Raw genomic sequence first — 25,501 nt, 5'->3', positions numbered from 1 at the left:
GGGGTCAGCTCCGGGTCTTGGGTCGGCGTGGGGTTCGGCCTTCGGTGTCCGGTCGATCCGGCAGGATGGCGCTCGCGACGATCTCGAAGAGACGAGGGGCGTGTCGTCCGAAGGCGGGCTGGTCGCTGAGCCAGGCCAGCGCCGCGATCAGCGCGAACAGCTCCGTGCCATCGATGTCGCTTCGCGCCTTTCCTTCCGCCTGTGCGCGGGCGAGCAGCCGTGCGCCCGCCGCGCGCACCGTGACGCATGAGGCGTGGAGCGCGGACTCCGGGTCATCCAGGGCGGCCGTCATCAGCTCCGTGACGCCTCGGTACTGGTGCGTGAATGCAACCGCCTCGCGGAGCCACGTCACCAGCGCATCGTCGGGCGCGTTCGAGGCCTCGAGGTCGGCTGCCTGCGCCGTCATCTCGTCGAGCGTCGTGCGAAGCAGCGCCTCGAGCAACGCCTCGCGCGTCGGGAAGTGACGGTACAGCGTGCCGAGTCCGACGTCGGCCTGTCGGGCGATGTCGCGCAGCGATGCGTCCGCCCCCTGCTCCTTCACGACGGCGCGCGCGACGGCGAGCAGGTGGTCGTAGTTCTTCTTGGCGTCCGCACGCATGAGGTTCCCTTGACAAGCGGGGCAGTGCTCCGAATATATGGAGCAGTGCTCCGGATAATTGGAGCGCTGCTCCGGAAAACATAGCGCATCCAGACGCCCGTCGTGGCGAAGGGGAAACCCATGTCCAGCAAGCTCGATTTCTCGAAGGAACTCACCGGCCGCCGTGCCCTCGTCACCGGAGGCTCGCGCGGAATCGGCGCGGCGGTGGCGCAGCGTCTGCTCGACGCCGGCGCGAAGGTCGTCGTCTCCGCGCGGTCGCGCAACCAGGAGACCCCCGCGGCGGCGACGTTCGTTGCCGGGGACATCCGCACCCCGGAAGGGGTGAAGGCGATTGCTTCGGGGGCGCTCGCGGCCCTCGGTGGGCTCGACATCCTCGTGAACAACGCGGGAGGGTCGAACGGGTTCCCGGAAGGCGCCGCTTCCATCCCGGAGGAGGAGTGGCAGGACGTCTTCGCGTTGAACCTCTTCTCCTCGGTCCGCCTCACCCGCGCGGTGTTGCCAGCGCTCCGTGAATCCAAGGCGGCAGCGGTCGTGAACCTCTCCTCGACGGCGGCGACGATGGGGGCGGGGGCGGGTCCCTTCGCCCACTACAGCGCGGCGAAGGCGGCGCTCGACGCCTACTCACGCGTCCTCGCCGTGGAGCTCGCGCCGAGCAACATCCGCGTGAACGTCGTCACCCCTGGACCGGTGTCGACCGTAGGCTCGGACGCGCTCCGGAAGACGTTCGGCGACTCGATGGGCGTCCCCGCCGAGGCGTGGCTCCAGTCCGTGCCGCTCGGCCGCTGGGGCAGCACCGACGACATCGCGGAGGTCGTCGCGCTGCTCGTCTCGGAGCGCGGCAAGTGGCTGACCGGCGTGAACTACCGCGTGGACGGCGGGATGACGGCGCGCTGACCCTCAGCCCGCATCCCTTCCGTCCGGCGCGAACGTGCCCCCCGCCAGGGATGGCTCGATGGCCTGGACGGCCGCGAAGCCCTGGTCGATCAAGGTGAAGAACACCGCGCCCGCCTTCTTCGCGGAGCCTCCGTGTTCGAACACGCGGATGGCTTCCTGGCGGGCCGTGCGCACCGTCAGCACGATCATGCCGGCCGCGAGCCGCGCCAGGCCATCCGGCGTCGGGCCGTCGAGCTCGGTCGCGAGCCCTTCCGCCGCTTCGTCGTTGAGCTCCCGGAGCCGCGCCTCGAGCGACGGGCTCGCCGCGATGAAACGCCAGAACTCAGCCGCATGGCGGTCGAAGCGGACGAACGGATGCTTCTGCTCCCGCAACCTGCCCATGAGCGCGCGGAGCTCGGCGACCGGAGATTTTCCGGGCGCCCTCGCGCGAATCGCCTCGCGAAAGAAGACCAGCTTCAGGTCATCCTGGCGGTCGAGCATGAGGTCTTCCTTGCGCGGGAAGTAGTTGAAGACCGTCATCTTGGAGACGCCCGCGGCGGCCGCGATCTCGTCGAGCGTCACTGCATCGAAGCCCCGCGCGAAGAACAGCTCCGTCGCGGCATCGGAGATCCGCTGCCGCGTCTCGCGCTTCTTGCTCTCGCGTCGCTCGCCCATGCCCCGGATTCTAGCGAAGCCTTGCTGGCGTGGGGATTCGGATTTTTATGCCCGGTAAACGAATCCATTGCGGAAAAATTGACCGGGTATAATATTCGGGCCATCAGGAGGAGACGTCATGGGCGCGAAGGGCAAGCAGGTCCTCATCTCCGGCGCGAGCTTCGCCGGGCTCTCGACCGCTTTCTGGATGAGCCGTCTGGGCTACGAGGTCACCGTCGTGGAGGTCGCGCGCGGGCTTCGGACGGGCGGCACGGCCGTGGACATCAAGGGCAACACCGTCGACATCGTCCGGCGCATGGGCCTCTTCGAACAGATCCGGTCGAACCGGCTGAGCTTGCAGCGCTGGGAGATGAAGAACGAGCGCGACGTCACGGAGCGCTCGTTGGTGCTGAGAGGTGAGGGTGAAGCACCTTCGGACGACGCGTTCGAGGTTGAGCGGACCGTCCTGCTGAACCTGCTGTTCGACGCCGTGAAGGATCACGTCGAGGTCGTCTTCAACGACAGCATTACCGCGCTGAGCGAGACGCAAGACAGCATCGAGGTCACGTTCGCCAGGGGCGCGCGACGCACGTTCGACCTGGTGTTCGGCTGCGACGGTGTCCACTCCGCCGTCCGGCGGCTGTGGTTCGGCGAAGAGGCCCGGTACATCCACTTTCTCGAGCAGTACTTCTCCATCACGATCGTGGACAGGTTGCTCATCGAGCGGGACACCGCGCAGATGTTCAACGTGCCGGGCAAGGCCGTGATGTTGAACGCCTACAAGAACAACACGGACATCATCTTCGCGTTCGTCTCCGACAAGGAGATTCCGTACGACCGCCGCGACGAGGAGGCGCAGCGGCGCATCATCGCGGACCGGTTCGGCGGGGTGGGCTGGAGGACGGCGGAGCTGCTCGAGGAAGTGCGCGGTTCGAAGAGCTTCTACTTCGACAAGCTGTGCCAGGTCCGGATGCCTTCCTGGACGAAGGGCCGGGTCGCGTTGGTGGGCGATGCGGGATATTGCCCTTCACCTGCCGCCGGCATGGGCGGCTCGTTGGCCATCGATGGCGCGGCAGCGCTGGCGGATGCGATGCGAGAGCACGACTGCGACTTCGAGCTCGCGTTTCGCACCTACAACGAGCGCTTCCGCCCGTTCATCGAACAGGTCCAGGCGGAAGCGGTGCGGACCGGGCTCGCGTCCCTGGTCCCCAGGACCGAAGAGGCCATCCGCGCGAGGAACGCGGAGACCCACTCCATGTTCTGAGCGCTGGAACGCGTGTCCAGCGACGCTGACAAAGGCAGGCTGCTATGGGCGAAGGGTGAGGAATGGACAGGCCCTTCTCACACTCCTCCCGCCGCCGGGCAGGTCGCGGGCTCGAGGTAGAAGGCCTCCCACGCGCCAGCGTCGGTCGGATTGCAGATGCCCACGTTGCCGCCACTTCCGCTCTGGATGGGCGTGCCGACCGTGACCTCCTTCCAGTTGCGTGCGGTGCCCGTCGACGATTCGAAGCCATAGCGATTGCGGCCGCCGTGGATGCCGCAGTCGTAGCGGGTGAACGGCTCCGCCGTGCTGAGCGAGGCCCCCACGGTGAGCTGGTCCGCGACCACCGCCACGTACGCGCCGCTCGCCCCCTTGAGCTTGTATTTCGTGCCGCTCGTGACGAGCTCGAAGACCGCGCCACCGGTCTGCGTCGTGCTGACCGCGGCCACCTTGCCCGCGCCGTCGATGGTGAGCCACCTGTCGCTGCGCTCGCTCTGGATGCGGAAGCAGCTCCCGCCGCTGGCCGTCTCGGTGTGGCATGTCGCATCGCAGCCATCGCCCGGCTGGGTGTTGCCATCGTCGCACTGCTCGCCGCTCTCGACGGTGCCGTTGCCGCACACGGGACCGGTGCTGACACCCGGGCAGGTCACCGGTTCGAGGTAGAAGCCCTCCCAGGCGCCCGCATCGTTCGGGTTGCAGGCGCCGCCATTGCCGCCGTCACCGCTCTGGATCGGCCCGCCCGGCGTGGTCTCCTTCCAATGGGGCGCGCTCCCCGACGAAGCCTTGAAGCCGACACGGTTGCGGCCGCCATAGCCGCAGGGAAGCTGGGTGAACGACTCCGCGCTGGAGAAGTTGGCGCTCATCGCGAGCTGGTTCGCCGCCACCGCCAGGAACGCATCGCCCGAGCCCTTGAGCTTGTACCCGGCGCCGTTCGGGACGAGCTGGAAGATCTGCCCTCCCGCTTGCGTCGTGCTGCCGGCGACGACCTTGCCCGCGCTGTCGACGATGAGCCACTTGTCGGAGCGCTCGCTTTGAATCTGGTAGCAGCTCCCGCCCGAGGTCTCGATGAACGTGGCCGTATAGGTGGCCGCGCTGCCAGGCGTGGTGAAGGAGTGCGATTGCGCGCCGCCGTCCGACCACGACGAGAACGCCCAGAAGCGTCCGTTCGCGTACTGGGGCGAGTCGACGCCCACCGAGCGGATGACGCCGACCACGCCGGTCGTGTCGTGCGGCGCGGCGAAGGGCCGGCCGTCCATCAGGACCTGCAGCCCGCTGGGCACGCTGGTCACCTGGAGCGGGACCGTGACCGGCAGGACGTCGCGATAGGTCGTGTGGGTGAGGCCAATCGAGTCCCGCACCGTGAGCCGCACGCGATACCAGACGTTGGCCGAGCTCTCGCCGACGTTCGGAATGGGCCAGCTCCCGCTCGCGATGCCGGCGGTATCGGGCATGGCGGGATGCGTGTGGGTGTCGTGATGGAAGACGATGCTCCAGGTCATCGCGCTCGGCGGCAGCGCGCCATCCTCCAGGTCGCTGGCCGAGCCGGAGAACATCAGTTGGGTGGACGCGGTGTAGGTCGCTCCCTCCGCCGGCGTCGCGATCGTGGCCACCGGCGGCTTGTTGGACGTCACCGTCAGCACCGCCTCGGTGCTGGTGGCCGAGCCAAGCCCGTTGGTGACGACGGCCCGGAAGCGCGCGCCGCTGTCAGCGAGCTGCGCGGCGTTCAGCACGTAGCTCGGCGAGGTCGTGCCGGCGATGTCCACGCCGTTGCGCTGCCACCGGTAGGTGAGCGGCGGCTCGCCACTCGCTGATACCGTGAAGGTCGCCGGATTGCCGACGGAGACCAACGTGCTCGCGGGTTGCTGAGCGATGCTCGGCGGCAGTGAAGCCGTGTAGGCGATCCGGCCCACCTGGCCCGCGCCGCGCGCCAGGTAGTAGAGCGCGCCGTCAGGCCCCACATCGAGGTCCACGGGCCCCGCGGCGGCCGTCGCGAACAGCGAACGCGCACCGGAGTTCGGGTCGATGCGCGCGATCCAGTTGTTGGTGTAATCCGCGAAGAAGTACTGACCGACGTATGCGCTGGGAAACGCAGGGACGGGTGGGTTGTAGAAGGCACCCCCGGCGATGCAGTTGCCGGCGGCCGTGCCGGAGCCATGGGGGTACGCGTAGAACGGCTGGGTGAGCCCCGGGCGATTCGTGAAGTAGCCTTCGGTCATGGGCCAGCCGTAGTTGGCACCGGCCTGTCCGCGGTTGATCTCTTCCCAGCCGCCTTCGCCCACGTCGTTGATGAACAGGGTCCCCGAGCCGGGCTGGATGTCGAAGGTGAAGGGGTTGCGCAGCCCCATCGCCCAGGTCGCCTTCGCGAGCCCGGTGGCGGTCGCGTAGAACGGATTGTCCGTGGGGATACTGCCGTCCGGGTTGAAGCGCAGCAGCTTTCCGAGGGGCGTGTTCAGGCTCTGCGAGTTGGACGAGACCGCGTTTTCGCCAACGGAAACGTAGAGCTTGCCGTCGGGCCCGAAGCGAACCGCGCCGCCGTTGTGGTTGGCTGCGTCGAGCGTCGGAAGGTCGGCGAGCACCAGCTCGCTTCCAGGGACCGCCACATTGCCGTTGGCGGTGAAGCGGCTGACCCGATTGTGGATGCTGCCGGCGACGGACGTGTAATAGACATACAGGTAGTGATTGCTGGCGAAGTTGGGATCGAATGCGACGCCCATCAGCCCTCGCTCGTTGTCGTTGTCCACGGCGAGCGTCACGAACGGAGTCGCCAGAAGCTGGCCGTTCTGGACGATGCGCAGTGAGCCGTTCTTCTCCGAGACGAACAGGCGCCCGTCGGGCGCGAAGGTCATGGTGGTCGGTCCCTGGAGGCCGCTGACGAAGACGGAGTCGGCGAAGTTGGCGTCTTGAACGACCGCGCCCGCGCGCGCGACCCCGAGTTCCTGGGGCTCCGGCGTCGAGCAGCCCACGACGAGGGAGAAGACCGCGCACATGACGATAAGGGAATGGGGACACCCCGCTCGTCCACTCGTTTTCACCTGTGATGGCATCGCTGCTCCTCTCGGTTGGATAGGCGGGTATTACAATGAAAGCGTGTTAGGCAGGATAGGAATTCAAGGCCTTGCGGAAGGCCGAGGGCGTCTGACCGACGCGTTGCTGGAAGAGCAGGGCGAACCGCGTGCGGGACATGCCCACGCGCTCGGCCAGCGCTCCCACGGACCAGCTTCGAGCCGGATCCAGGTGGAGGTGCTGGAGGGCCTCCGCCAATCGGGGCTCGCTCAGGCCCGCCAACCATCCCGGCGGCGTCCTCTCCGTGTCGAGGAGCAGGGCGCGCAGCACCTGGATGAAGAGCGCCTCCGTGATGCGAGCGGCGGCCGTGTCCGCACCGGGAGCGGAGGAGGCTGCTTCGTGCGCGAGGGATTCCAGCAGTGCGCGGAGCGCGGGAAGGGCGGCCAGCTTCGTGCGTCCCAGGTGGACCACGCGGGGGAGCCCGCGCAGCATGCGGCTTCCCTGCGCGCCCTCGGCGGCGAACTTGCCGCAGACCAGACGGATGGGCTCGCCCGCTCCGGGCACCTGATGCGCGCCATCCACCCGGGGATGCCGTGCGATGAGCTGTGCCAGGGAAACGGCGGGGGCTTCCCGTGAGGACAGCAGTTGGTGCGCCTGACCGTCGAAGAGGACGACCAGCTCACCGGCCTCCAGGTGGATGAGTTCGCTCGCGGTGCGCAGCACGCACCGTCCTCGCTCCACCAGGTGGAACGAAGCGAAGGGGCCTTCCGGCAGGTCCATGCCCCAGGGCGCGCGCAGCTCCCAGGCGGCATAGATGCTCCCTTTCAGGCGCATCCCGCGAAGTACCGCCGAGAGTGGCTCCATCCGCATTTCATCCTTCCGGGACGCCGGGCACAGGATTCGGAACGTGCGGCAAAGCAGGCCGCCTCGCTACGTTCTACATGTTCAGGCACGGGCGGGAGGTCAGCCCCTTTCGAAGAAGGTACCGACCATGGTCGTGGAGTACATCCGTTATGACGTTCCCGCCGAGCGGACGGCGGCGTTTCTCGAGGCCTATCAGCGCGCGGGTGAGCACCTGCGCGCCTCGCCCCATTGCCTGCGCTACGAAGTGAGCCAGGGCGTGGAGGAGCCGCACCACTTCGTGGTCCGCATCGAGTGGGACTCCGAGGAGGGCCACCTCCAGGGGTTCCGCCGCGGCCCCGAGTTCCGGAAGTTCTTCGAGCTCATCAAGCCCTTCGTCGCCGACATCCAGGAGATGAAGCACTACCGCGTCGAGAGTGCCTGGGTCCGTGCGTGATGCCTGCTCCCATCCTCGCCTGGATCGGCGAAGCTGGGGGCATGGAACACTTCGTCAAGGTCGCTGAGGGCGTCTCGCTCTGGGTCGAGTCACGAGGCCCGGAGGAGGCTCCCGCTGTTCTGCTCATCATGGGGTCCACGGCATCGGGGCTCTTCTGGCCGGATGAACTCGTGGCGCTTCTTGCCCGGAGCTACCGGGTCATCCGCTACGACCATCGAGACACCGGGGCGTCCACCTGGGACTTCGACCGGAACCCCTATCCGGCGACCCGGATGGCCGAGGATGCACTGGCCATCCTGGATGCACTCGGCATCGCTCGCGCGCACGTCGTGGGACTGTCGCTGGGGGGCTTGCTGGCGCAGTGGCTGCTGGTCACGCATCCCGCGCGGCTCCTCAGCGCGACGGTCATCGGGGCTCCCGCGCTCGAGGGTGCCCCTGCACGCGGCGACCTCCCATCCCGCGCGCCCATCGACCCCGGACTGCTCGAGTTCTGGAGCCACATGTTCGACCCGCGCGACCTGGATGCGCAGGTGGAATGGCGGGTCGAGAACTGGCGCCGGCTCAACGGTGGCGTGATTCCCTTCGATGCCGACGCGTTCCGTGCACTCGAGCGGCGCGTCATCGCGCATGCGGGTCGTCACGATACTTCGACGGCCCATGCCCGGGCCGACCCTTCCGGAATGGCTCGCGGCGCGGAACTCACGCACGTCACCGTGCCCACGCTCGTCATCGCCGCCCCGGAGGACCCCACCCATCCGGTGTCCCATGCCCGGTTCCTCGCGGAAACCTTGCCGCGCGCGACATGGGTGAGCATTGAAGGCATGGGGCACGCACTTCCTCGCGCGGTCGTGCCACCGCTCGCGGCGGCACTCCTGCGGCACTTCGACGAGGCAGCATCCGCCCGGAATGCCGCCACGAAGCCCGGCGCGCCCCTTGCGCTCCCCGAGGTTTGATTCGCTCGGGGAGCGGGGCGCAGGCCGGGGCCTACGGCTGCTTCACTTCGGCGTGACCTTGAGCACCTTGCCGTTGGTGGCGTCGGTGAGCAGGTAGAGGGCGCCGTCGGGGCCCTGCACCACCTCGCGGATGCGCGCGTTCAGGTTCTTGAGGAGGTGCTCCTCGCCCACCACGCGGTCGTTGCGCACCATGAGCCGCACCAGCGCCTTCGCGGCCAGGCCGCCGATGAAGATGTTGTCGCGCCACTCGGGGAACAGGGTCCCGGAGTAGATGGTCATCCCCGAGGGGGCAATCACCGGGTCCCAGTAGTACACGGGCTGCTCCATGCCCGGCGCCTGGGTGCTCTGGTGGATGGGCAAGCCGGAGTACTCCTCGCCGTACCCGATGGTGGGCCAGCCGTAGTCCTTGCCTGCCTCGGGGCGGTTCAACTCGTCACCGCCCTGCGGTCCCATCTCCACCGTCCACAGCCGGTTCTGGCTGTCGAGCGCCGCGGACTGGACGTTGCGGTGACCGATGGACCAGAGCTCCGGCTTCGCCTCCGGGTTGTTCCGGTAGGGATTGTCCTGGGGCACGGTGCCGTCCGGGTTGATGCGGACCACCTTGCCGAGGTGGCTCTTCACGTCCTGGGCCTGCGCGCGGCCCGCGGTGATGGAGCGCTCCCCGAGCGTCACGAACAGCTTGCCGTCCGGGGTGAACACCATCCGTCCCCCGAAGTGCAGCGTCGACTCGAGCGTGGGCATCATGCGGAAGATGACCTGGACGCCCTCCACGGCAGGCTGCGCTCCATCCACCAGCCGCCCGCGCGCCACCGCCAGCCCGTTGCCGCCCTGACGGGGCTCGGAGTAGGTCCAGTAGATGAGCCCGCTCTGGGCGTAGTCCGGGCCCACCTCCACGTCGAGCAGGCCGCCCTGCTCACGTCCGTCCACGGCGGGCAGGCCTTTGACGGCGGAGGACTTCGCGCCCTGCTGCGTGACGATGTAGAGCGAGCCGGTGGGCTTCTCCGTCACCAGCATGCGCTGGTCCGGCAGGAAGGCGATGGCCCAGGGGTTCCTGAAGCCCGAGGCAAGCTCCGTGACCTGGAGGGCCGTCTTCGTCTGGATGGCGGGGACGCGCGTCTGCCCCGGGAAGGCCGGCTGGAACTCGGGCACGTTGGGCGGGCCCTGCGGAACCGGGGGACCGCTGGGGAGCGGATCCTCCGGGATGCCCGCGTCGGTCTCCGGGACACCCGCGTCGTTCTCCGGGACGCCTGAGTCCTGCTGCTGCGAGACGCCCGAGTCCTGCTGCTGCGAGACGCCCGAGTCCGGGGGCGTGGGTTCTGGATCGTCCTGGCAACCGACGAGGAGGGTGGCGACGAGGAGGGGGACTGACAGGCTGCGCATGCGACTCACTCCAGGGGGGGAAGGGGGGAGGCAACATCACGTTCTTTGAAGCACCTGGGAAGGATGCGCCAGGGCAATTCTCCCGAATTCCGGCTCCCAGGCAGTCCCCTTGACAGGAGCGTCTCGGTCGTTATTTTGAAGTTTATAAAAATATCGAAAGGTCGTGATGCGGACGCAGGAGGTCTTCAAGGCCATTTCAGACCCCACCCGGCGCAAGGTGCTCAAGCTCCTGCAGGGCGGCTCGAAGTCAGCGGGAGAGCTCGCCGAGGCCTTCGACATCACGAAGGGGTCGCTGTCGCATCACTTCAACATCCTCAAGGCCGCGGACCTGGTGCGCTGCGAGCGCCGCGGACAGCAGATCGTCTACTCGCTCAATACGACCGTGTTCGAGGACGTCGCGGCAGTCCTTCTCGATCTCTTCAAGGTCGACAAGAGGAATGGAGGGCAGTCATGAGCATCCGCCGAGCCCATGCAGTGAGTCTGGGATGGGTCGTCGCGTCGTTCGCGATGGCCTTCATGCTCTACGGCCAGTTGCCGGAGTCGATCCCCACGCATTGGAATGCCGAGGGCGTGGTGGATGGGTACACGCCCAAGCCCTGGGGACCCTTCGTCCTGCCGCTGGTGACGGCTGCCGTGTACCTGGTCCTGGTGGCCGTGCCGCGCATCTCGCCCAGGGGCTACGGCGTGGCGAGGTTCCAGGGCATCTTCGAGGGCATCCAGGCGGTGCTGGTCGCGTTCCTGTTCCTGATCAACGCCCTGGTCCTGCTCGCGGGCATCGGCGTTGCCGTGCCGATGGAGCGTGTGGTTCCCGTGGCCACGGGCCTGCTCCTCGTGGTGCTGGGCAACTACATGGGGAAATTCACCAAGAACTTCTTCTGCGGAATCCGGACGCCCTGGACGCTCGCGAGTGACGAGGTCTGGCTGCGCACGCATCGCCTGGGAGGAAGGCTCTTCGTCCTCGCGGGAGTCATCGTCCTCGTGTCGGGGCTGCTCGGTGGAGGGCCGGTCCCCGTGATCGCGGCGGTCGCCGTCGCGGCGGCGGCTCCGGTGCTCTATTCGTACTTCCTCTACCGCCGCATCCATGGGGACACGCACGGCCCGACGGACGACGCGGGCTCACATGGCCCCGTGTGAAGCAGCGCTCCCAGCCTCAATGCGCGGCACGGGGCAGGTGCCGGAGCCGGTACGCGCGAGGCGATGCACCGAAGGCTTGTGTGAAGCGCGTCGTGAAGTGGGACAGGTCCCCGAAGCCGGCATCGAGTGAGACCTGGGTGACGGGCAGGCGGGTCGTCCGAAGCGTGGTGGCGGCGACCCGCAGCCGGGTGGCGATGACGTACTGGCGGGGTGTCTGGCCGGTCTGTTTCTGGAAGATGCGCAGGAAGTGGAAGCGGCTCAGCCCCGCGAGCGCGGCCAGCGCATCGAGCGAGCAATCCCCCGCGCTGTGGGCTTCGATGTAGCGGAGCATCCGGGCGACCTGCCGGACCTGCGTCGCGGAGGGCTCCGCCACGCAATGCCTTCCTCCGTTCTGCTCGGACAGGACGACCTCCGCGCCGAGCAGGGCCGCCTCACGCAACGCCTCGCGTCCACCGTCCCAAAGGGCCTCGTGCGCGAGCGCCACGGCCCGCACCGACCCGGGTGCGGCAGGCACCGCGACCCGACCAAAGGACCTCGCACCGCGGACGTGAACGCCGAGCGAGCGGCCCACTTCTTCCAGCTGCGCCTCCGAATAATCAAAGACGAGCGAGCGGTCCCCGCCGTCATCGACATGGCGGTACTCGTATTCCGCCGCCGCGTTCCCGAGCAGGAACGCCCCCGGTCCCACCAGCATCTCGCCCTGGCTCGACCGCGCCTGGAAGGTGCCGGAGAGGATGACCGCGATCCGTGCGCGAGGGTGGGCCCCCTGGGAGCGGCGAGCGCGGATGCCCAGCGCGCAGACGCAATCCCGGGCGCCCCATGCCTCGTCACGGATCAGTTCGTGGAAGCCGCACGGCCGGACCGGGAGCGGGACCGTCGCAACATTCCCCAAGTTTCGCGCCATGCACGGATGCTACTGCCACGACTCATCGAGCTGGAGTCGCTTGCGCTGGCCGCATCGCGGCATCCCCTGGAGCCACCGTCCCATGCACGAACCTTCTCGTTCCGCTTCGTCCCGGCAGTCCCCCGTGTGCACCCGTGCGTGGAGCCTCTCGCTGATGCTCTGCGTCGGACTGGCGGGCTGCCGGACCACCAATGCCGGGACCGGAGCCCCCGCCACGCACTGCGTCCCCGAGCTCTACGGCGCGGGCCTCTTCACCACGGGCGCGTGGGACTTCTTCCTCGCGTTCACGCCCGACCAGCGGCGCGTGGTCTTCGGCCGCGCGGATGACGGCTTCGAGCACTACACGCTCTACGAGACCCGGCTCGGCACGGACGGGAGCTGGTCCCCTCCCGTGAAGCCGCGCTTCGCTTCCGGATGGAGCGACGCGGATCCACACTTCACGCCCGACGGCCGCGCGGTCTTCTTCATCTCCAACCGTCCCAACCCGGGAGAGGAGGGGACCGCGGCCCGCGCGACGTTCGACGTCTGGACCGCCTCGCTCCAGGCGGACGGCGAATGGAGCGAGGCCCGCCGGGTCCCCGAGCCGGTGAGCGACGCGACCCGGGACGAGTGGTCCCCCTCGGTGGCCGCGAACGGAGACCTGTACTTCGGCGCGGACAGGCCAGGGGGCCACGGGGGGAGCGACCTCTGGGTGTCCCGCCTCGTGGGGGGCGTCCACCAGCCTCCCGAGAATCTTGGGGACGCCATCAACACGAAAGGCCCAGAGGTCGAGCCCTGGATTGCCCCCGACGGGCGCTTCCTCCTCTTCAGCGCCCTGAATCGCGCGGACAGCCGCGGCAGCTACGACCTGTACGTCAGCCGCAGGGGGCCCGGGGGCTGGGAGCCGGCCCAGCACCTCTGCGAGGGCATCAACTCCCCGGCGCGAGACTTCAACCAGAGCGTCTCGCCGGACGGCCAGTGGCTCTACTTCAGCAGCAACCGGCCCTTCACGGGCCCCGTGGGCACGCGCTTCGACACTCCCAGGAATGACGCGTCACTCGAAGGAATCGGCCGGGGAACAGGCGACATCTACCGGCTCCCCATGTCCGTGCTGGGGTTGTGAGCGCCAGCGCGCCACGAAGCGCAAGGGCTGAAGGGCTACTGCACCTTCACACCGATGGCGAAGGCCCGGACGTAGCCGGAGGTATCCGTGACCGCATGCCACTTGGAGCCAACGGTCCAGCTATTGCTCACCAGCGGCCTGTTCATCCAGAGCAGATGGCCTGCTCCGGAGGAGGTGATGTCCGCGCCGCCGCCCGTCACCACGAAGCCGTCCGGCACCTTCGCGGTCGCCATGGGAGGATAGCTGGCTGTGGAAAGCGCGCTCTGGAGGGTGTTGATGATGTTGCCCACGCCAGGAATGGTGGTGCGGATGCCAATGGTGGACACGAACATCATCGACACATCGAAAATCTGGTGGTCCTTGCCTGATGCGTAGCAACTGCTCGAGTTCGAGGGATAAGCGTCCACGGCCATGTTTCCCGCGCTGCTGTACTGAATCTGGAAGGCGCATCCCAGCAGTGTGTAGCCGCTGTCGACGTAGGCCGTGGCGCTCGGAGTGCCGGAGTAGGCGCTTGCCACCGAGTTCAGCTTCACGTGCTCCAGGAGTTGCTGGCGCGATAGACCACTCACCCTCATCCCAATGGCATACCCGCGAATGACAGCCGGGTTCGAGTAGATGTGGTCCTTCGCCCGTACCGTCCATGAAGAGAAATACGGGTCGGGGTAGGATGCGGTCAGCAGGCTCCCGTAACCATTGTATCCCAGCCAGTCGGTGAACCCACCGCCGCCAATGACCACCCAATCCCCGCCTACGGGAATGGTGACAATGGGTTGGGCGGCCTGCTCCGAATCCTTGTGGAAGATGCCGATCTGGATTTTCCCAGACGCATCCGTGAGGACGGCCTGCTGCGCGGCGGCCGTGCTCGACACAAGGCCAAGGCACGACCCAACCAGGGCTACCAGAGAGCGAGTCCACTTCTTCATTGTTTCAAAACTCCCGAAGAAATTGGAGTCCAGGACTACCACGAATAGCGATTTTTTGCGAAGCCTCTGCCCTCGCTGAGGATGTGGTCCCTTTAAGGTGCTCCGGCGTCCCCCTTCCTCGAAGCGCCGAGGCCCGCGAGATAGAGATTGATGCCTCATCTCCGCAGGGGGCGGGGATTCAGGGCAGGAGCGCCTTCATGAACCCTCGTGGCGCTGAGAAGGAATACCTCCAAGCTGGCCTGCGCAGCGGCCTCAAGCTCGACGCGCGCTTCGACGCCCTGACGCCCCACCTCCACGTGGCGTGGATCTCCTGGGACAGCGGCTTCCGCGGTTCGGGACTGCGCGTGGGCGACCGGGTCATCGCTGTCGACGGGCAGCCTGTCGGAGACCTGGATGTCATGGCTCGAGAAGCGCGTCTTCGACTGGGAGCGCCTGCTCGACAGCACCTTCGGCGCCTGGCGCACCTCGCGAGGGACGCGCGCGGAGCTCGCGAATCACCTCGGACACAAGGCCCGCGTCGACTTCCTCGTCGAGCATCATCCCGGCCCCTTCGCGACGGCGATGCGCGAGGACTGGGAGACGGTGCGTGCCTGTCTCGATGGAGACCTCGTCACGCTCCCGGCGGATGCCCTCGAGTTCCGCACCCGGGGCGAGGAGCAGGTGAAGGCCATCGGCCTCCAGGCCGCGGCGGCGTGGAAGGTGCTGCTGGAGGCGCGTGCAGGGGAGACACTCGGCGCCTTCCCCGTCATCGACCCCTTCCGGGGTGACCGCTCGGCGGTGACTGGCAAGCTGGTCTCACTGCCGACGCTGACGCAGCGCGAGTGGCTGGTCGACATGGGCAAGAACTACCTGGCCTGGAACCAGTCCGGCGCCTGGGTCTTCTGCCCCGCCAGCACCCCGGCCATGAACAAGGTCTTCTCCGCCATGCAGCGCTACCAGAAGCGCGTGGCCCCGTCGGTGAGGCTCGACATCGCCGTGCTCGGCCGCATCCTTCCGGACCCCCGCCTGCTCGCGGGCTCGGGCCGCACCGCCGCCGGCCTGGAGGTGGAGCCCGTCGCCGCCCTGGTCGGCGGCGTGGTCTGCGTCGACGTCAGCGACCCGAGCGAGGGCGGACCGCGCTTCGCTGGAGAGGAGACGCTCCGCCAGGAGCGCTTCGGCGCTCCGGCCGACGACGCGAGCCCGCGCGAGGTCCTCACCGCGATGATTTCGGCCGTGAAGCGCGGTGACCAGGAGACCTGGAACGGCCTCTTCGCGGACTGGCGCGCCGTGCCAGACGCCGACCGGCCCATCTACTACCCGGTCTGGACCTGGAACGGCCGCGACAGCGAGTGGGTGCGCTCGCGGCAACTCCTGCTCAACAAGGTGCTCGACGCGCGGGTGCGCTGGATGGGCGATGTACGGGTCGTCATCCGGGGCGACGAGGCTCCGGGCCTGCCGCGCGTCGAGGAGGTCGAGTTGGAGCTGGACCACGTCGGCCTCTTCGAGGGCCAGACCCGCACTTTCAAGTCAGTCGACGTGCGTCGGCGCTGGACGGTGCAACGCCGCAACGGTGGCCCCTGGCGCATCACCAGCGAGCAGCGCCTGTAAGGAGCACTCCATGGGCTGGTATTCGAGCCGCGTCTCTGAACTCAACGAGCAGTTGAACCGCGCCTCCGAGGGCGCCCCCGACACGGTGAAGCGCGCTTTGAGCGACGCCATCGTGAAGGTTGGAAACGCGGCCGATCAAGCCCTGTCGGCCATGCTCGACGCCAGCGAGCGCACCAGCGCCGGCAATCTGGGGACGCCGCGCAAGTGGCAGGAGCGCTGCGCCACGGCCACGGCCGACATCAGCCGCGCCTTTGGTGATGCCGCCAAGGACCACATGCTCTCGCCCGCCCTCCAGCTCTTCTGGTACCAGGCGCTGGAGCACGAGATGGCCTTCTTCGACTCCCTGGCCAAGGTGCAGACGCCCCAGCTCCACGACGACCTGCTCGTCGGCATCTTCGTCCAGTCCCTGGGGAGCGAGACCCTCGAGCAGCTCGCGGAGTCCTACCTCTTCTGTCAGCACCTCGAGGAAATCACTCGCAAGGACGCCGCCGGCAAGCTCAAGGCGCTGCCGGGCAACCTCCAGAGCGAGGCCGACAGCGCGCTCGAGCGGGGCCTGCGCCCCCTGGACGACCTGGTCAACCGCGTCCCGGAAGAGGTGCGCGAGCTGGCCCGCGTGAAGAACCAGCGGTTCAAGGAGCACGTGCGCGCCAGGCTCAAGGACCGCATCCAGGCACTGCTGCCGGCCATCGTCGAGCTGGCCGACCTCTGGGACCCGAACAACCTCTCCAGGGACTTCAGCCGCGAGGAGCTGGAGAAGGCCCTCCGCTGAGCTTGGAGCCTGTTTCGGTAGGAGCGTGGAGACACTACACTCTCCATCTCATGTCGACTCCCGGAGCAATCGCTGTGTACACGTCGGGCTCGGGCATCCCCGAGCACGTCTCAGAGCGGCCCTGGCGTGGGGTCTATCACCACTGGGATGGCTACCCCACCGGCCTCGGGCAACACCTTCTGTACCGCGCGCAGCGCGCGCAGGGGGACCTGGGGGCCGTGGTGCGCCAGCTCATCGATGAGGCCCCCTGGGGCTGGTCGCTCTGCATGCCGGGCCCCGAGAAGCCGGAGGGCCAACGCTTCTCGGAGCAGGAGCCGGGACTGCGCGTCGCACCGGAGGAGACCGGTGCCGTGGCCTATGTCTATGTCTTCGATGTGGAGGCACGTCGGCTCGACGTGTTCACCACCCACGTCGGAGGTGAAGGCAGACGGCTCAGCTCGGTGAACTTCTCATCCACGGGCTCGCCCGACCTGCCGGCGCTCGATCTCCATCCCGAGGAGACCGTCACGGAGCCGTTCCTTCCTGGAGAGGCGCTCTCGGCCCGGGCGCTGAAGGACTGTCTCGAGGGCCTGCCGCCGCTCGAGGCGGTGCGCGAGACCGACTCCACGCGCCTCCAATGGGTGGACACCCAGCAGGGGCCCGACGAGTCGCTCTCCATCCTCTTCATGGTGGTCACCTTCGAGGACGGAGTCATCTCCAACGTGGTGGAGCAGGAATGGAATCTCGTGCCGCCCTCCGCGAGACGGGAGCCGGAGCGTGTCCGGCACTTCCTCGAGGCGCTCGCGGAGGTGCTGCTCGAGGACCCGAAGCGGTTCAACGCGTTCTGGATCTCCTCGCAAGATTCGCTGCGTCGTTCCGGCGCGAGGCAGCGTGAGAGCTTCGCGCGAATCCTGAGGGCACACTGGGCCCGCGACTTCGGCTCGGAGGACGCGTCGTCGTAGTGACCGGGATTCCGTTGAGCCCCTTGCCAGTTGCCTACGGCGAGCCTCATTTGCGAGCGACCGCGACTTCGCGGGCCAGTGCGACGAACGCCGTGTGAGCGGCCGAGGCATTGCGCCGGCCAGGGTAGTAGAGGCAGAGCCGAGCGAGCTCGGGTGTCCAGTCCTCGAGCACGCGAACGAGGCGTCCCGCTTCGATGTCGCCTCGCACGTCCGGCTCCATGAAGAAGCCGAGTCCGATGCCCTCCAGGACTGCGATCCGCGAGAGGCTGGCCTCGTCCAGCGTGAGGGGCCCCGTCACATCGATCAGGGCCGTCTGCCCCCGCTTACGGAACTCCCACCGGAAGAGGCTGCCGTTCGGCAAGCGCACCCGGATACACCGGTGACGGAAGAGGTCCGAGGGGACGCGCGGCCGACCGTGCTTCTTCAGGTACGCCGGCGAAGCGACGATGGCATGGCGTTGGGGCGCTCCCAGCGGAATGGCAATCATGTCGGTGGGCACGAGGTTCGCCATCCGCACGCCGAAGTCGAACCCCTCGGCGACGACGTCGACCAGCCGGCCTTCGGTCACGACGTCGATATGCACGTCCGGATGGCGGCGGAGGTACTCCAGCACCAGTGGCGCGAGGATCTCGCGCGCCGCTGTCGCGAAGGTGTTGATGCGCAGCATGCCGGACGGCTTCGCCTGCTGGGAGCGAGCCGCGTCCATCGCGCCGCGGATGTCCTCGAGTCCCGGAGCCACCTGTTCGACGAACGCTCTGCCGGCGTCGGTCAGCGAGACGCTGCGCGTCGTGCGGTTGAAGAGGCGGACGCCCAGATGTGCTTCGAGCTTCGCGATCGCGCTGCTCATCGCCGTCGTCGACATCCCGAGATCGAGGGCAGCGCCGCGAAACGAGCTCCTGCGAGCGACGGCGAGGACGGCATCGAGATCATTCAGTCCGGGTTGATACATCGATAGTCCTCTAATTCGGGATGCCGCATCCTGGTTTGTCCCTGTTGAGCGCGCAATCGCGAGGGCTTACCTCTTGGGTCATGACAATGCACCCATCCATTCGAGCCTATTTCGACGCGGGCAGTGCCACGCCGCTCCACGCCTTCGCGCCCGATGCCGTTGTCGAGGATGAGGGACATCGGCATGTCGGGCATGCGGCCATCGACGCATGGTGGCGTGACTCCCAGGCGAAGTATCAGGCCGTCGCGCAGCCGATCGAAGTGAACGCGAAGGACGATGCCTGCGAGGTTCGCGCGAAGGTGACGGGCCGGTTTCCCGGCAGTCCCATCACGCTCACGTTCGCGTTCCGGATGAAGGGCGATCGGATCGCGGCCTTGAGCATCGGCGCGTGAGCCGCGGTGCCCATTTCAACCCTGCGGAAGGAGATGACGTGATGAGAGAGCTAGAGGGTAAGCGCGCGCTCGTGACGGGCGGGACGAAGGGCATCGGCAAGGCGGTGGTCACATGGCTGCGCGCGGCCGGCGCGACGGTACTGACGACCGCGCGGGAGGGAACGGGCGAGGGCTTCATCGCCGCCGATGTCGCCACGGCCGAGGGCTGCGCGCGCGTCGTCAAGGCCGCCGGAGCCGTGGACATCCTGGTGCACGTCGTGGGGGGAACGTCGGCGCCGGCGGGCGGCTTCTCCGTCCTCGACGACGACGCGTGGCAGAAGACGATCGACCTGAACCTGATGGCGGCGGTGCGTCTCGACCGGGCACTAGTCACTGGAATGCGCGAGCGCCGGACCGGCGCGGTCGTGCACGTGACGTCGATCCAGCGGCAGATGCCGCTTCATGAAGCGACGACCGCGTACGCCTCGGCCAAGGCCGCACTCTCGAACTACAGCAAGGCCCTCTCGAAGGAGGTCGCGCCGCAGGGCGTGCGCGTGAATCGCGTGTCGCCGGGCTGGGTCGAGACCGAGGCCTCCGTCGGATTCATGAGCGAGATCGCGGCGAAGAACGGCACCGACGAGGCGGGCGCGAAGGAACTCGTGATGCGCTCGCTCGGCGGAATTCCTCTCGGGCGCCCCGCGCGTCCGGCCGAGGTCGCCGAGCTGATCGGGTTTCTCGTCTCGGACCGGGCGAGCGCGATCACCGGGGCGGAGTACGTGATCGACGGCGGGACGGTGCCCGTGAGCTAGCAGGCCGCGGAAAAACTCCGGTGCGGGGACGACCTCCCGCACCGGAGCAGGAGCGGGCCCTCGTCATCCACGCCCGGCTGTCCCAGGTACACTGCCGCCAGGGGGACACACGATGTGGGACGCAGGACGGTGGGTCGGGGAAAGCGATGAGGCACTGTTCGCGACGGTTCGCTACGACCCCGCGCCCAACAGAAACATCCTTGATGTCGTTCATGCCACACCGGGACAGCTCCGCTTCGAGGGCGGCAAGGACGACTGGCAGGACATGGACGTGCGCGAGCAGCGAGTCATCGAGGTGCTTCGGCGCTTTCGCGACGCGAACGGGCCCCGTGCAGCTGAGCTCCGCATGCAGATCCGCGTCCGCTGGCTCACGGGCCTGACGACCGCAACAGCATCCGGGACCTCGACGGAATCTCGCGAAGTCGAAGCCTGGAGTCGCTCCAGCTCAGCTTTGGCCGCCTCGGCGACCTTCGCGCGCTGTCCGGGCTGAAGCCGCTCCATCGTCTCCATCGCGGGGACTCGCTCGCAGCGGGCGCAGCTGCCCCGCAGGTTCGCAAGGAGTCTGACGCGTAGACCTCCGTGCCGCACGTCGCTTCCGGGGAGAGGCATCAGGCGGGACGCCGTGTGTACGACCGCGTGAACGGCGGCGCCTGGCGCGAGCTCCCAGCTCGGAACAGCAAGGCCGGCCATGGGGACGTGCCCCACGACCGGCCTTGCTGCTCGGCGTGTCGACGCGGTCCTACCGCAGGGGCACGCGCTTGAGCCTGAAGGGGGAGGGGCTCTCGCTCATCGTGAAGTAGCTCGCGCCGTTGGCCTCGTACTCGAGCGCCTCACCCTGGCCCTCGGAGGTGTCGGTCAGCGTGACGGGCGTCGCGAAGACGGCCGACTCGAAGCCAAGTCCCGGCGTCGCACGGAACTCGTAGACAGTGCGGTAGGTGCGAAGGAGGAAACGATCCGCGCATGGATGGATCGCCGCCGCGGTCGCGGCCGAGAAGTTGGCGTCTCCGTTCAGCGGCAGTTGGATCGTGTGGACGTGGATCAGCGTGGCCTGCACGCCCGGCGTCAGCGGCCGGGGGAACTTGTACACGCCGCTCTGCCCCGTGCCCCCGTTCTTGGTGACGACGTAGATGTCCCCGGTGGTGGGGTGCACCATCAGCGACTCCGCGTCCTTCGCGCCGTCCGGATAGACGAACGGGAAGGCCTCGGCGACGAGCCCCCCCGAGGTCTGGCCGTTGGCGAGATCCGGCTCGGGCACGCGGTAGATCGTGAATGACGTGGGGGTGCCACCCGGAGGGAAGTTGGCGCTCCACTTCCCGATGTCACCGATGAAGATGCACGAGCCGCTCGGGCAGGGCCCGGTCGCGAGGTCCTCCCAGTCGGCCGGCGTCACGTTGGTCACGTTGAACGTGCCGATCGTGCTCGCGTTGAGGGTGTTGATCGCGACGATCGCGGTGGTGTCCTCGTTGTGCACGTAGAGCGCGTTGCCGACCACGCGGCTCGCGGCCAGGCCCGAGGGCTCCACGATTTCCGGCGCGGTCACGGTGCCCTGGAGCGTGAAGGTGCTCGCGTACGTGTCGCCGACCATGCAACTGGGGGCGTTGGCGGCGCGCAGGACGATCACGTGCGCGGTGTTGGTCTGCACGAACGCGGAGCTGCCGGAGAGGCCCGTCTGGAGGCCCGGCGCGGTGAGCGACCGGTAGGCCGCATTGAAGAGCAGTCCGTTGGTGTGACCCAGGCACGCGTCGAAGGCCTCGGTGAAGCCGAGCGGCGGCTCGATGCCGGTGGCAGGGCAGGTGGCGTCCGGCCAGACCTGTGAGCCGTACCAGACGGCGAGGCCACCCGCGCTGCCGGTCACCACGTCGGGCACGGTGAACGACGCGGAGTCGCCGTTCTTCTGGCCTGCGTGCACGTCGATGGGCTGGACCGGATCGACGCCGCTGAAGGCCTCCACGCTCCCAGCCATGTGGGTGGTCGCGTCCAGTCCGAACGCGTAGCTCGCGGGCTCGGAGGCGCTCGCGACGCGGTAGAAGATCCAGGTGCGGATGGCCCAGGCGCTCTGCTCCGAGCGCAGGAACGTCCAGCCGGCGGGCGGCGTGACGGTCGCGGAGATGTTGTTGCGCACGGTCACCCGCGCGATGAGTGCGTCGTTGGCCGCGGTCCCCACCGGCTTGGGGATCGACAGCGAGGAGAGCGACAGGCCGCTGTGGCGCGAGCTCCCACGCAACGCGACCCCCGAGGACGGTGCGACCTCGGCGCGGCGAAGGGCGACGACCTGCGCGACGTTGGTCTCGGCGAACGTCGAGCTCCCGTTGAACGGTCCCTGGATGCCGGCACCGGCGAGGGGCATGAAGGCGGCGTTGAAGACGAGGCCCTGGGACGAGGACACCAGGCAGGTGTCGTAGGTCTCGGCGAAGCCCACGGGAGGCTCGATCGCCGGGGCCGGACACGCGGCGCCGGTCCACGCCTGCGCGCCGAACCAGACGGCAGCCCCGCCCGCGGTCGTGGTGCTCAGTTGCGGCGTCGTGAAGGCCGTCGAGCCGCTGTTGCTCTTGCCGGCGTGCGTGTCGATCGGGTTGGCCGGATTGACGCCGGCATACGCCACGAGGCTGCCGACGAGGTTGCTCGCGATGGAACCCTGGAACGTGTGGCTCGCGGGCTCGCTGGCGGTGGCGACGCGGACGAAGACCCAGCCGCGGATGCTCCAGGTGCTCATGTCGGTGCGCACCAGCGTCCAACCCGGAGGCGGGGTGAACTCGGCGCCAATCTGGTTCCGGTTCGCAAGGTGCGCCAGCAGCACGTTACCGGCGGCGACGCCCGGAGGGGTCGAGAGGGTCAGGCTGGTGACCGTCTTGCCGCTCGCGTGCGTGGTGCCGACGAGGGTGATCTCCCCGGTGGCCGGCGGCTGGCGGGGACGCAGCACCACCGCGTGCGTGATGTTGGTGTTGGGGAGCGTGGAGCTGCCGGTGAAGGCGGGCTGGGCACCCGCGGCCCCGAGCTCCGAGGTGGCGGCGCTGTGCAGCACGCCGAGCGACGACGAGACGAGGCAGGTGTCGAGCTGCTCGGTGAAGCCCGCCGGAGGAGTGTGGACCGCGGGGCACGCGGCGCCTCCCCAGACCTGGGCCGAGAACCACACTGCGAGGCCGTTCGCGGACGACGTGGTGGCGACGGGCAGCGCGAGGCTCGCGCTGTTGCCATTCTTCTGGCCCACGTGCACGTCGACCGGCTGGAGCGGATCCGCGCCCGACACAGCGACCAGGGTGGCCGCCATGGAGCTGGCGAGGTCGAGGGTGAAGGTGTGACTGCTCGGCTCGGCCGCGCTGGCCACGCGGAGGAAGAGCCAGGACTTGATGGCCGAGGCGCTCTGCTCGGAGCGCAGCAGCGTCCAGCCAGCGGGTGGGGTGGCGACGGCGGTGACGGCCTCGCGATTGCTCAGCTGCATCACCAGCACATCTCCGGCGGCCGTACCGACGGGGGTGGGGATGGAGAGGGTGGTGGTGGCCAGGCCGCTCGCGCTGGTGGTTCCTCGCACGGAGAGCATGGAGAGGCCCTGGGCCGTCATCGCATCCTGTACGTCGTCGGGTTGCGCGAGTTCAGTCGTTCCACAGGCGGCCAGCAGTAGGGCGGCCGCGAGCCACAGACTTCGGAATCGGGTCATGGGGTTTCGATCGGGTGTCGACTCACCGGACTGGAGGTCCGGGAATCAGCCATGTGAAGAACGCCGAAGTGCGAAGCGCAATCCACTGTCATGGCACGGGAAAGCTGCCGTGAAATGGTTGGGATCGTCAGGTGTCATCGAAAGAAGGTGGCAGTCCTGTCCATGCGGTCACGCGGAGTCCTTGGAGAACGCCAGGCCCAAGGACTTCCGCGCAGGGTGCGAGGGCCGAAGGGCGGCCGGCACCCCGAGGGGTGCGCCTCCAGGCAAGCCTCGTGACCGTGGCTGTGACCGGCTCGTGACGTCGGGGCGCGAGCTTCACCGTGCCGCCATGAAGTCGCTCCATCGTCTACGAACCGAAGTAGGTTCTCCCTCCCTGTTCGGTGGAGTTCCGTCGATGCCACAAGCCACACCGCGCTCGTCACTTCTGGACGCGCGTCCCAGCGTCTTCCTGCTCGCCGGAGCGTTCGTCACCGGCATGTTCCTCTTCGCCCAGGGCGGCTGCGGAGGTGACGAGTGCCAGGACGCCGCCGACTGCCGTGAAGACAAGGGACCGCCGGCTTCGAACACGGAGTGGGTCTGCGAGGACAAGCGCTGTGATCAGCATTCCGTCCAGGTGCCGCCCCCGGATTCCGGCACGGACGCGGGGACGCCCGACTCAGGGACGCCCGACTCAGGGACGCCCGACTCGGGTCCCTCCACGGTGAGCGTGCAGGTGCTCGCGTTCAATGACTTCCACGGGCAACTCGAGGAGCCCGCGGGCCAGATTCTGGCGGGCGTGGCCGCCGACGGTGGACCGGTGCGGGTGAACGCGGGCGGCGTGACGTACTTCGCCCGGCACATCGCGGCCCTGCGGGCCGCCAATCCGAACACGGTGGTGGTAGCGGCGGGAGACCTCATTGGCGCCTCCCCGCTGCTGTCGGGGCTCTTTCACGACGAGCCCACCGTCGAGGCGATGAACCTGATTGGCCTGGACCTGGTCGCGGTGGGCAACCACGAGTTCGACGAGGGCAGCACGGAGCTGTTGCGCATGCAGTCGGGCGGCTGCCACCCGGTGGATGGCTGCCTGGACGGGGATGGCTTCCGGGGTGCGAAGTTCAAGTTCCTGGCGGCCAACGTGGCCACGGGCGTGGACAGCACACTGTTCCCCCGCTACGACGTGCGCGAGTTCGAGGGCGTGAAGGTGGCCTTCATCGGCATGACGTTGGAGGACACGCCGGAAAGCGTCATCCCCACGGGCGTAGCGGGGCTCACCTTCAAGGACGAAGTGCAGACGGTGAACGCGCTGGTGCCGGAGCTGCGGCGGCAGGGCATCGAAGCCATCATCGTGGTGGTGCACCAGGGCGGAATTCCGACCTCGGGCTCGCTGGTGAACGATTGCAAGGGCGCGGGTGCGGACGGCCTCATCTCAGGTGCCATCGTGGGCGTGGCCAAGGGCCTCAACGCCGCGGTGGATGTCATCGTCAGCGGCCACACGCATCAGGCCTACAACTGCGTCATCGATGGCAAGGTCGTCACGAGCGCCTCGTCGATGGGGCAGCTCGTCACGGACATCGACCTGACGTTGAGCAAGGCGACGGGCGACGTCGTGGAGGCGCGAGCAAACAACATCATCGTCACTCGCGACGTGCAGGAGGTCGGCGCGGTGAAGGAGTTGGTGACGAAGTACCAGGAACTCGTCACGCCGAGGGCCAACCGGGTCATCGGCTGGGTGTCGCAAACGCTCAGGACACAGTCGGACTCCGTAGGCCAGTCCAGCCTGGGCTTCGTCATCGCGGACTCGCATCTGGAGGCGACGAAGCCCGCGAACCTGGGTGGGGCGCAGGTGGCCTTCATGAACCCGGGCGGCGTGCGCGCGGACATCGCCCAGGGCGAGGTCACCTACGGCGAGGCCTTCACGACGCAGCCGTTCGGCAACGGCCTGGTCACCCTGACGCTGACGGGCGCGCAAATCGAGCAACTGCTGGAGCGGCAGTGGCGGCCGTCGGGAGCCACCCTCATGCTGCTTCCGTCGGCGGGCTTCACCTATGCGTTCAGCGCGTCGGCGCCCGTCGGAAGCCGCGTAGACCCTGCGTCCATCCGGATCAACGGCGTGACGGTGGACCCGGCGGCGAACTACCGCGTCACCGCGAACAACTACCTCGCGAGTGGGGGTGATGGCTTCCAGGTGTTCGCCGAGGGGACGAACCGGCTGGGTGGCGCCGTGGACAGCGACGCGCTGGAGGCATACCTGAAGGCACACAGCAGTCAGGCGAGCCCCTTGCCCGCCCCCGCGCTCAATCGCATCACCAGGCTGCCCTAGCAGGGCGTTGAGAACCCCCTCCGACGCTCTTCAGCTCGT

At 68.2% G+C, this 25,501-nt stretch carries 23 protein-coding genes; 14 read left to right on the top strand and 9 right to left on the bottom strand.

Features of this window, described 5'->3' with window-relative positions:
* Positions 1-4 precede the first annotated feature (4 nt).
* The gene (locus JYK02_RS12635; RefSeq protein WP_207051180.1) at positions 5-598 is read right to left on the bottom strand and encodes a TetR/AcrR family transcriptional regulator; all 594 of its coding nucleotides are present in this window, start codon (positions 596-598) and stop codon (positions 5-7) included.
* A gap of 120 nt (positions 599-718) precedes the next feature.
* On the opposite strand from JYK02_RS12635, the gene JYK02_RS12630 reads away from it, so the two are divergent.
* Positions 719-1,492 carry an oxidoreductase gene (locus JYK02_RS12630; RefSeq protein WP_207051179.1) on the top strand — a complete coding sequence of 258 codons (774 nt, stop codon included), beginning with the start codon at positions 719-721 and terminating at the stop codon, positions 1,490-1,492.
* 3 nt (positions 1,493-1,495) lie between these two features.
* Here the strand turns inward: JYK02_RS12630 and JYK02_RS12625 are convergent, their stop codons facing one another.
* Positions 1,496-2,146, bottom strand: coding sequence for a TetR/AcrR family transcriptional regulator (locus JYK02_RS12625; RefSeq protein ID WP_207051178.1), 651 nt, complete (start codon positions 2,144-2,146; stop codon positions 1,496-1,498).
* 118 nt (positions 2,147-2,264) lie between these two features.
* Here JYK02_RS12625 and JYK02_RS12620 point away from each other — a divergent pair, with 118 nt between their 5' ends.
* Positions 2,265-3,389, top strand: a complete 1,125-nt coding sequence (locus JYK02_RS12620; RefSeq protein WP_207051177.1) for an FAD-dependent monooxygenase — start codon at positions 2,265-2,267, stop codon at positions 3,387-3,389.
* Positions 3,390-3,466: 77 nt separating this feature from the next.
* On the opposite strand, the gene JYK02_RS12615 is transcribed toward JYK02_RS12620, so the two are convergent.
* The gene (locus JYK02_RS12615) at positions 3,467-6,373 is read right to left on the bottom strand and encodes a PQQ-dependent sugar dehydrogenase (protein WP_242588721.1); all 2,907 of its coding nucleotides are present in this window, start codon (positions 6,371-6,373) and stop codon (positions 3,467-3,469) included.
* Between the two features lie 103 nt (positions 6,374-6,476).
* Positions 6,477-7,253, bottom strand: a complete 777-nt coding sequence (locus JYK02_RS12610) for a cupin domain-containing protein (RefSeq protein WP_207051175.1) — start codon at positions 7,251-7,253, stop codon at positions 6,477-6,479.
* Between the two features lie 127 nt (positions 7,254-7,380).
* Between JYK02_RS12610 and JYK02_RS12605 the strand changes: the two genes are divergently transcribed.
* Entirely contained in the window at positions 7,381-7,686 is a 306-nt protein-coding gene (locus JYK02_RS12605) for a putative quinol monooxygenase (protein WP_207051174.1), read from the top strand.
* Between the two features lie 41 nt (positions 7,687-7,727).
* Entirely contained in the window at positions 7,728-8,639 is a 912-nt protein-coding gene (locus JYK02_RS12600) for an alpha/beta fold hydrolase (protein WP_242588720.1), read from the top strand.
* Between the two features lie 42 nt (positions 8,640-8,681).
* On the opposite strand, the gene JYK02_RS12595 is transcribed toward JYK02_RS12600, so the two are convergent.
* Positions 8,682-10,019, bottom strand: coding sequence for a PQQ-dependent sugar dehydrogenase (locus tag JYK02_RS12595; protein ID WP_207051173.1), 1,338 nt, complete (start codon positions 10,017-10,019; stop codon positions 8,682-8,684).
* A gap of 166 nt (positions 10,020-10,185) precedes the next feature.
* Here JYK02_RS12595 and JYK02_RS12590 point away from each other — a divergent pair, with 166 nt between their 5' ends.
* On the top strand, positions 10,186-10,473 hold the full coding sequence (locus JYK02_RS12590; RefSeq protein ID WP_207051172.1) for an autorepressor SdpR family transcription factor: 288 nt from the start codon (positions 10,186-10,188) through the stop codon (positions 10,471-10,473).
* A complete protein-coding gene (locus JYK02_RS12585) occupies positions 10,470-11,153 on the top strand; it encodes an SdpI family protein (protein ID WP_207051171.1) in 684 nt (227 codons plus the stop codon). Before JYK02_RS12590 ends, JYK02_RS12585 begins: the two co-directional genes overlap by 4 nt.
* Before the next feature lie 16 nt (positions 11,154-11,169).
* Here the strand turns inward: JYK02_RS12585 and JYK02_RS12580 are convergent, their stop codons facing one another.
* The gene (locus tag JYK02_RS12580) at positions 11,170-12,057 is read right to left on the bottom strand and encodes a helix-turn-helix transcriptional regulator (RefSeq protein WP_207051170.1); all 888 of its coding nucleotides are present in this window, start codon (positions 12,055-12,057) and stop codon (positions 11,170-11,172) included.
* A 154-nt stretch (positions 12,058-12,211) separates the two neighbouring features.
* On the opposite strand from JYK02_RS12580, the gene JYK02_RS12575 reads away from it, so the two are divergent.
* Complete coding sequence (locus JYK02_RS12575; protein ID WP_207051169.1) at positions 12,212-13,159, top strand: TolB family protein; 948 nt, start codon at positions 12,212-12,214, stop codon at positions 13,157-13,159.
* A 35-nt stretch (positions 13,160-13,194) separates the two neighbouring features.
* On the opposite strand, the gene JYK02_RS12570 is transcribed toward JYK02_RS12575, so the two are convergent.
* Positions 13,195-14,082 carry a hypothetical protein gene (locus JYK02_RS12570; protein WP_207051168.1) on the bottom strand — a complete coding sequence of 296 codons (888 nt, stop codon included), beginning with the start codon at positions 14,080-14,082 and terminating at the stop codon, positions 13,195-13,197.
* 393 nt (positions 14,083-14,475) lie between these two features.
* Here JYK02_RS12570 and JYK02_RS12565 point away from each other — a divergent pair, with 393 nt between their 5' ends.
* The 3 genes from JYK02_RS12565 to JYK02_RS12555 all read left to right on the top strand — a co-directional run bounded on the left by JYK02_RS12565 (position 14,476) and on the right by JYK02_RS12555 (position 17,379).
* Positions 14,476-15,669 (top strand): hypothetical protein, encoded by a 1,194-nt coding sequence (locus tag JYK02_RS12565; protein ID WP_207051167.1) that lies wholly within the window; start codon positions 14,476-14,478, stop codon positions 15,667-15,669.
* A gap of 10 nt (positions 15,670-15,679) precedes the next feature.
* On the top strand, positions 15,680-16,438 hold the full coding sequence (locus JYK02_RS12560; protein ID WP_207051166.1) for a hypothetical protein: 759 nt from the start codon (positions 15,680-15,682) through the stop codon (positions 16,436-16,438).
* 74 nt (positions 16,439-16,512) lie between these two features.
* Positions 16,513-17,379, top strand: a complete 867-nt coding sequence (locus tag JYK02_RS12555) for a hypothetical protein (protein WP_347402475.1) — start codon at positions 16,513-16,515, stop codon at positions 17,377-17,379.
* A 46-nt stretch (positions 17,380-17,425) separates the two neighbouring features.
* On the opposite strand, the gene JYK02_RS12550 is transcribed toward JYK02_RS12555, so the two are convergent.
* Positions 17,426-18,328 (bottom strand): LysR family transcriptional regulator, encoded by a 903-nt coding sequence (locus tag JYK02_RS12550; RefSeq protein ID WP_207051164.1) that lies wholly within the window; start codon positions 18,326-18,328, stop codon positions 17,426-17,428.
* 86 nt (positions 18,329-18,414) lie between these two features.
* Between JYK02_RS12550 and JYK02_RS12545 the strand changes: the two genes are divergently transcribed.
* The 3 genes from JYK02_RS12545 (at position 18,415) to JYK02_RS12535 (ending at position 19,998) form a co-directional block, all read left to right on the top strand.
* A complete protein-coding gene (locus JYK02_RS12545; protein WP_242588719.1) occupies positions 18,415-18,720 on the top strand; it encodes a nuclear transport factor 2 family protein in 306 nt (101 codons plus the stop codon).
* Between the two features lie 41 nt (positions 18,721-18,761).
* Positions 18,762-19,508 carry an SDR family oxidoreductase gene (locus JYK02_RS12540; RefSeq protein WP_207051162.1) on the top strand — a complete coding sequence of 249 codons (747 nt, stop codon included), beginning with the start codon at positions 18,762-18,764 and terminating at the stop codon, positions 19,506-19,508.
* Between the two features lie 112 nt (positions 19,509-19,620).
* Positions 19,621-19,998: a hypothetical protein gene (locus JYK02_RS12535; protein ID WP_207051161.1), complete on the top strand. Its 378-nt coding sequence runs from the start codon at positions 19,621-19,623 to the stop codon at positions 19,996-19,998.
* A gap of 249 nt (positions 19,999-20,247) precedes the next feature.
* Here JYK02_RS12535 and JYK02_RS12530 read toward each other — a convergent pair whose 3' ends face one another.
* Positions 20,248-23,067 carry a cell wall anchor protein gene (locus tag JYK02_RS12530; protein WP_242588718.1) on the bottom strand — a complete coding sequence of 940 codons (2,820 nt, stop codon included), beginning with the start codon at positions 23,065-23,067 and terminating at the stop codon, positions 20,248-20,250.
* 490 nt (positions 23,068-23,557) lie between these two features.
* On the opposite strand from JYK02_RS12530, the gene JYK02_RS12525 reads away from it, so the two are divergent.
* Entirely contained in the window at positions 23,558-25,462 is a 1,905-nt protein-coding gene (locus JYK02_RS12525; RefSeq protein WP_207051159.1) for a bifunctional metallophosphatase/5'-nucleotidase, read from the top strand.
* The last annotated feature ends 39 nt before the right edge of the window (positions 25,463-25,501 follow it).

It is taken from the genome of Corallococcus macrosporus (assembly GCF_017302985.1).
GTDB lineage: Bacteria > Myxococcota > Myxococcia > Myxococcales > Myxococcaceae > Corallococcus > Corallococcus macrosporus_A.
Note: the sequence above shows the minus strand (reverse complement) of the source record. Positions and strands in the feature narration are given on the sequence as shown.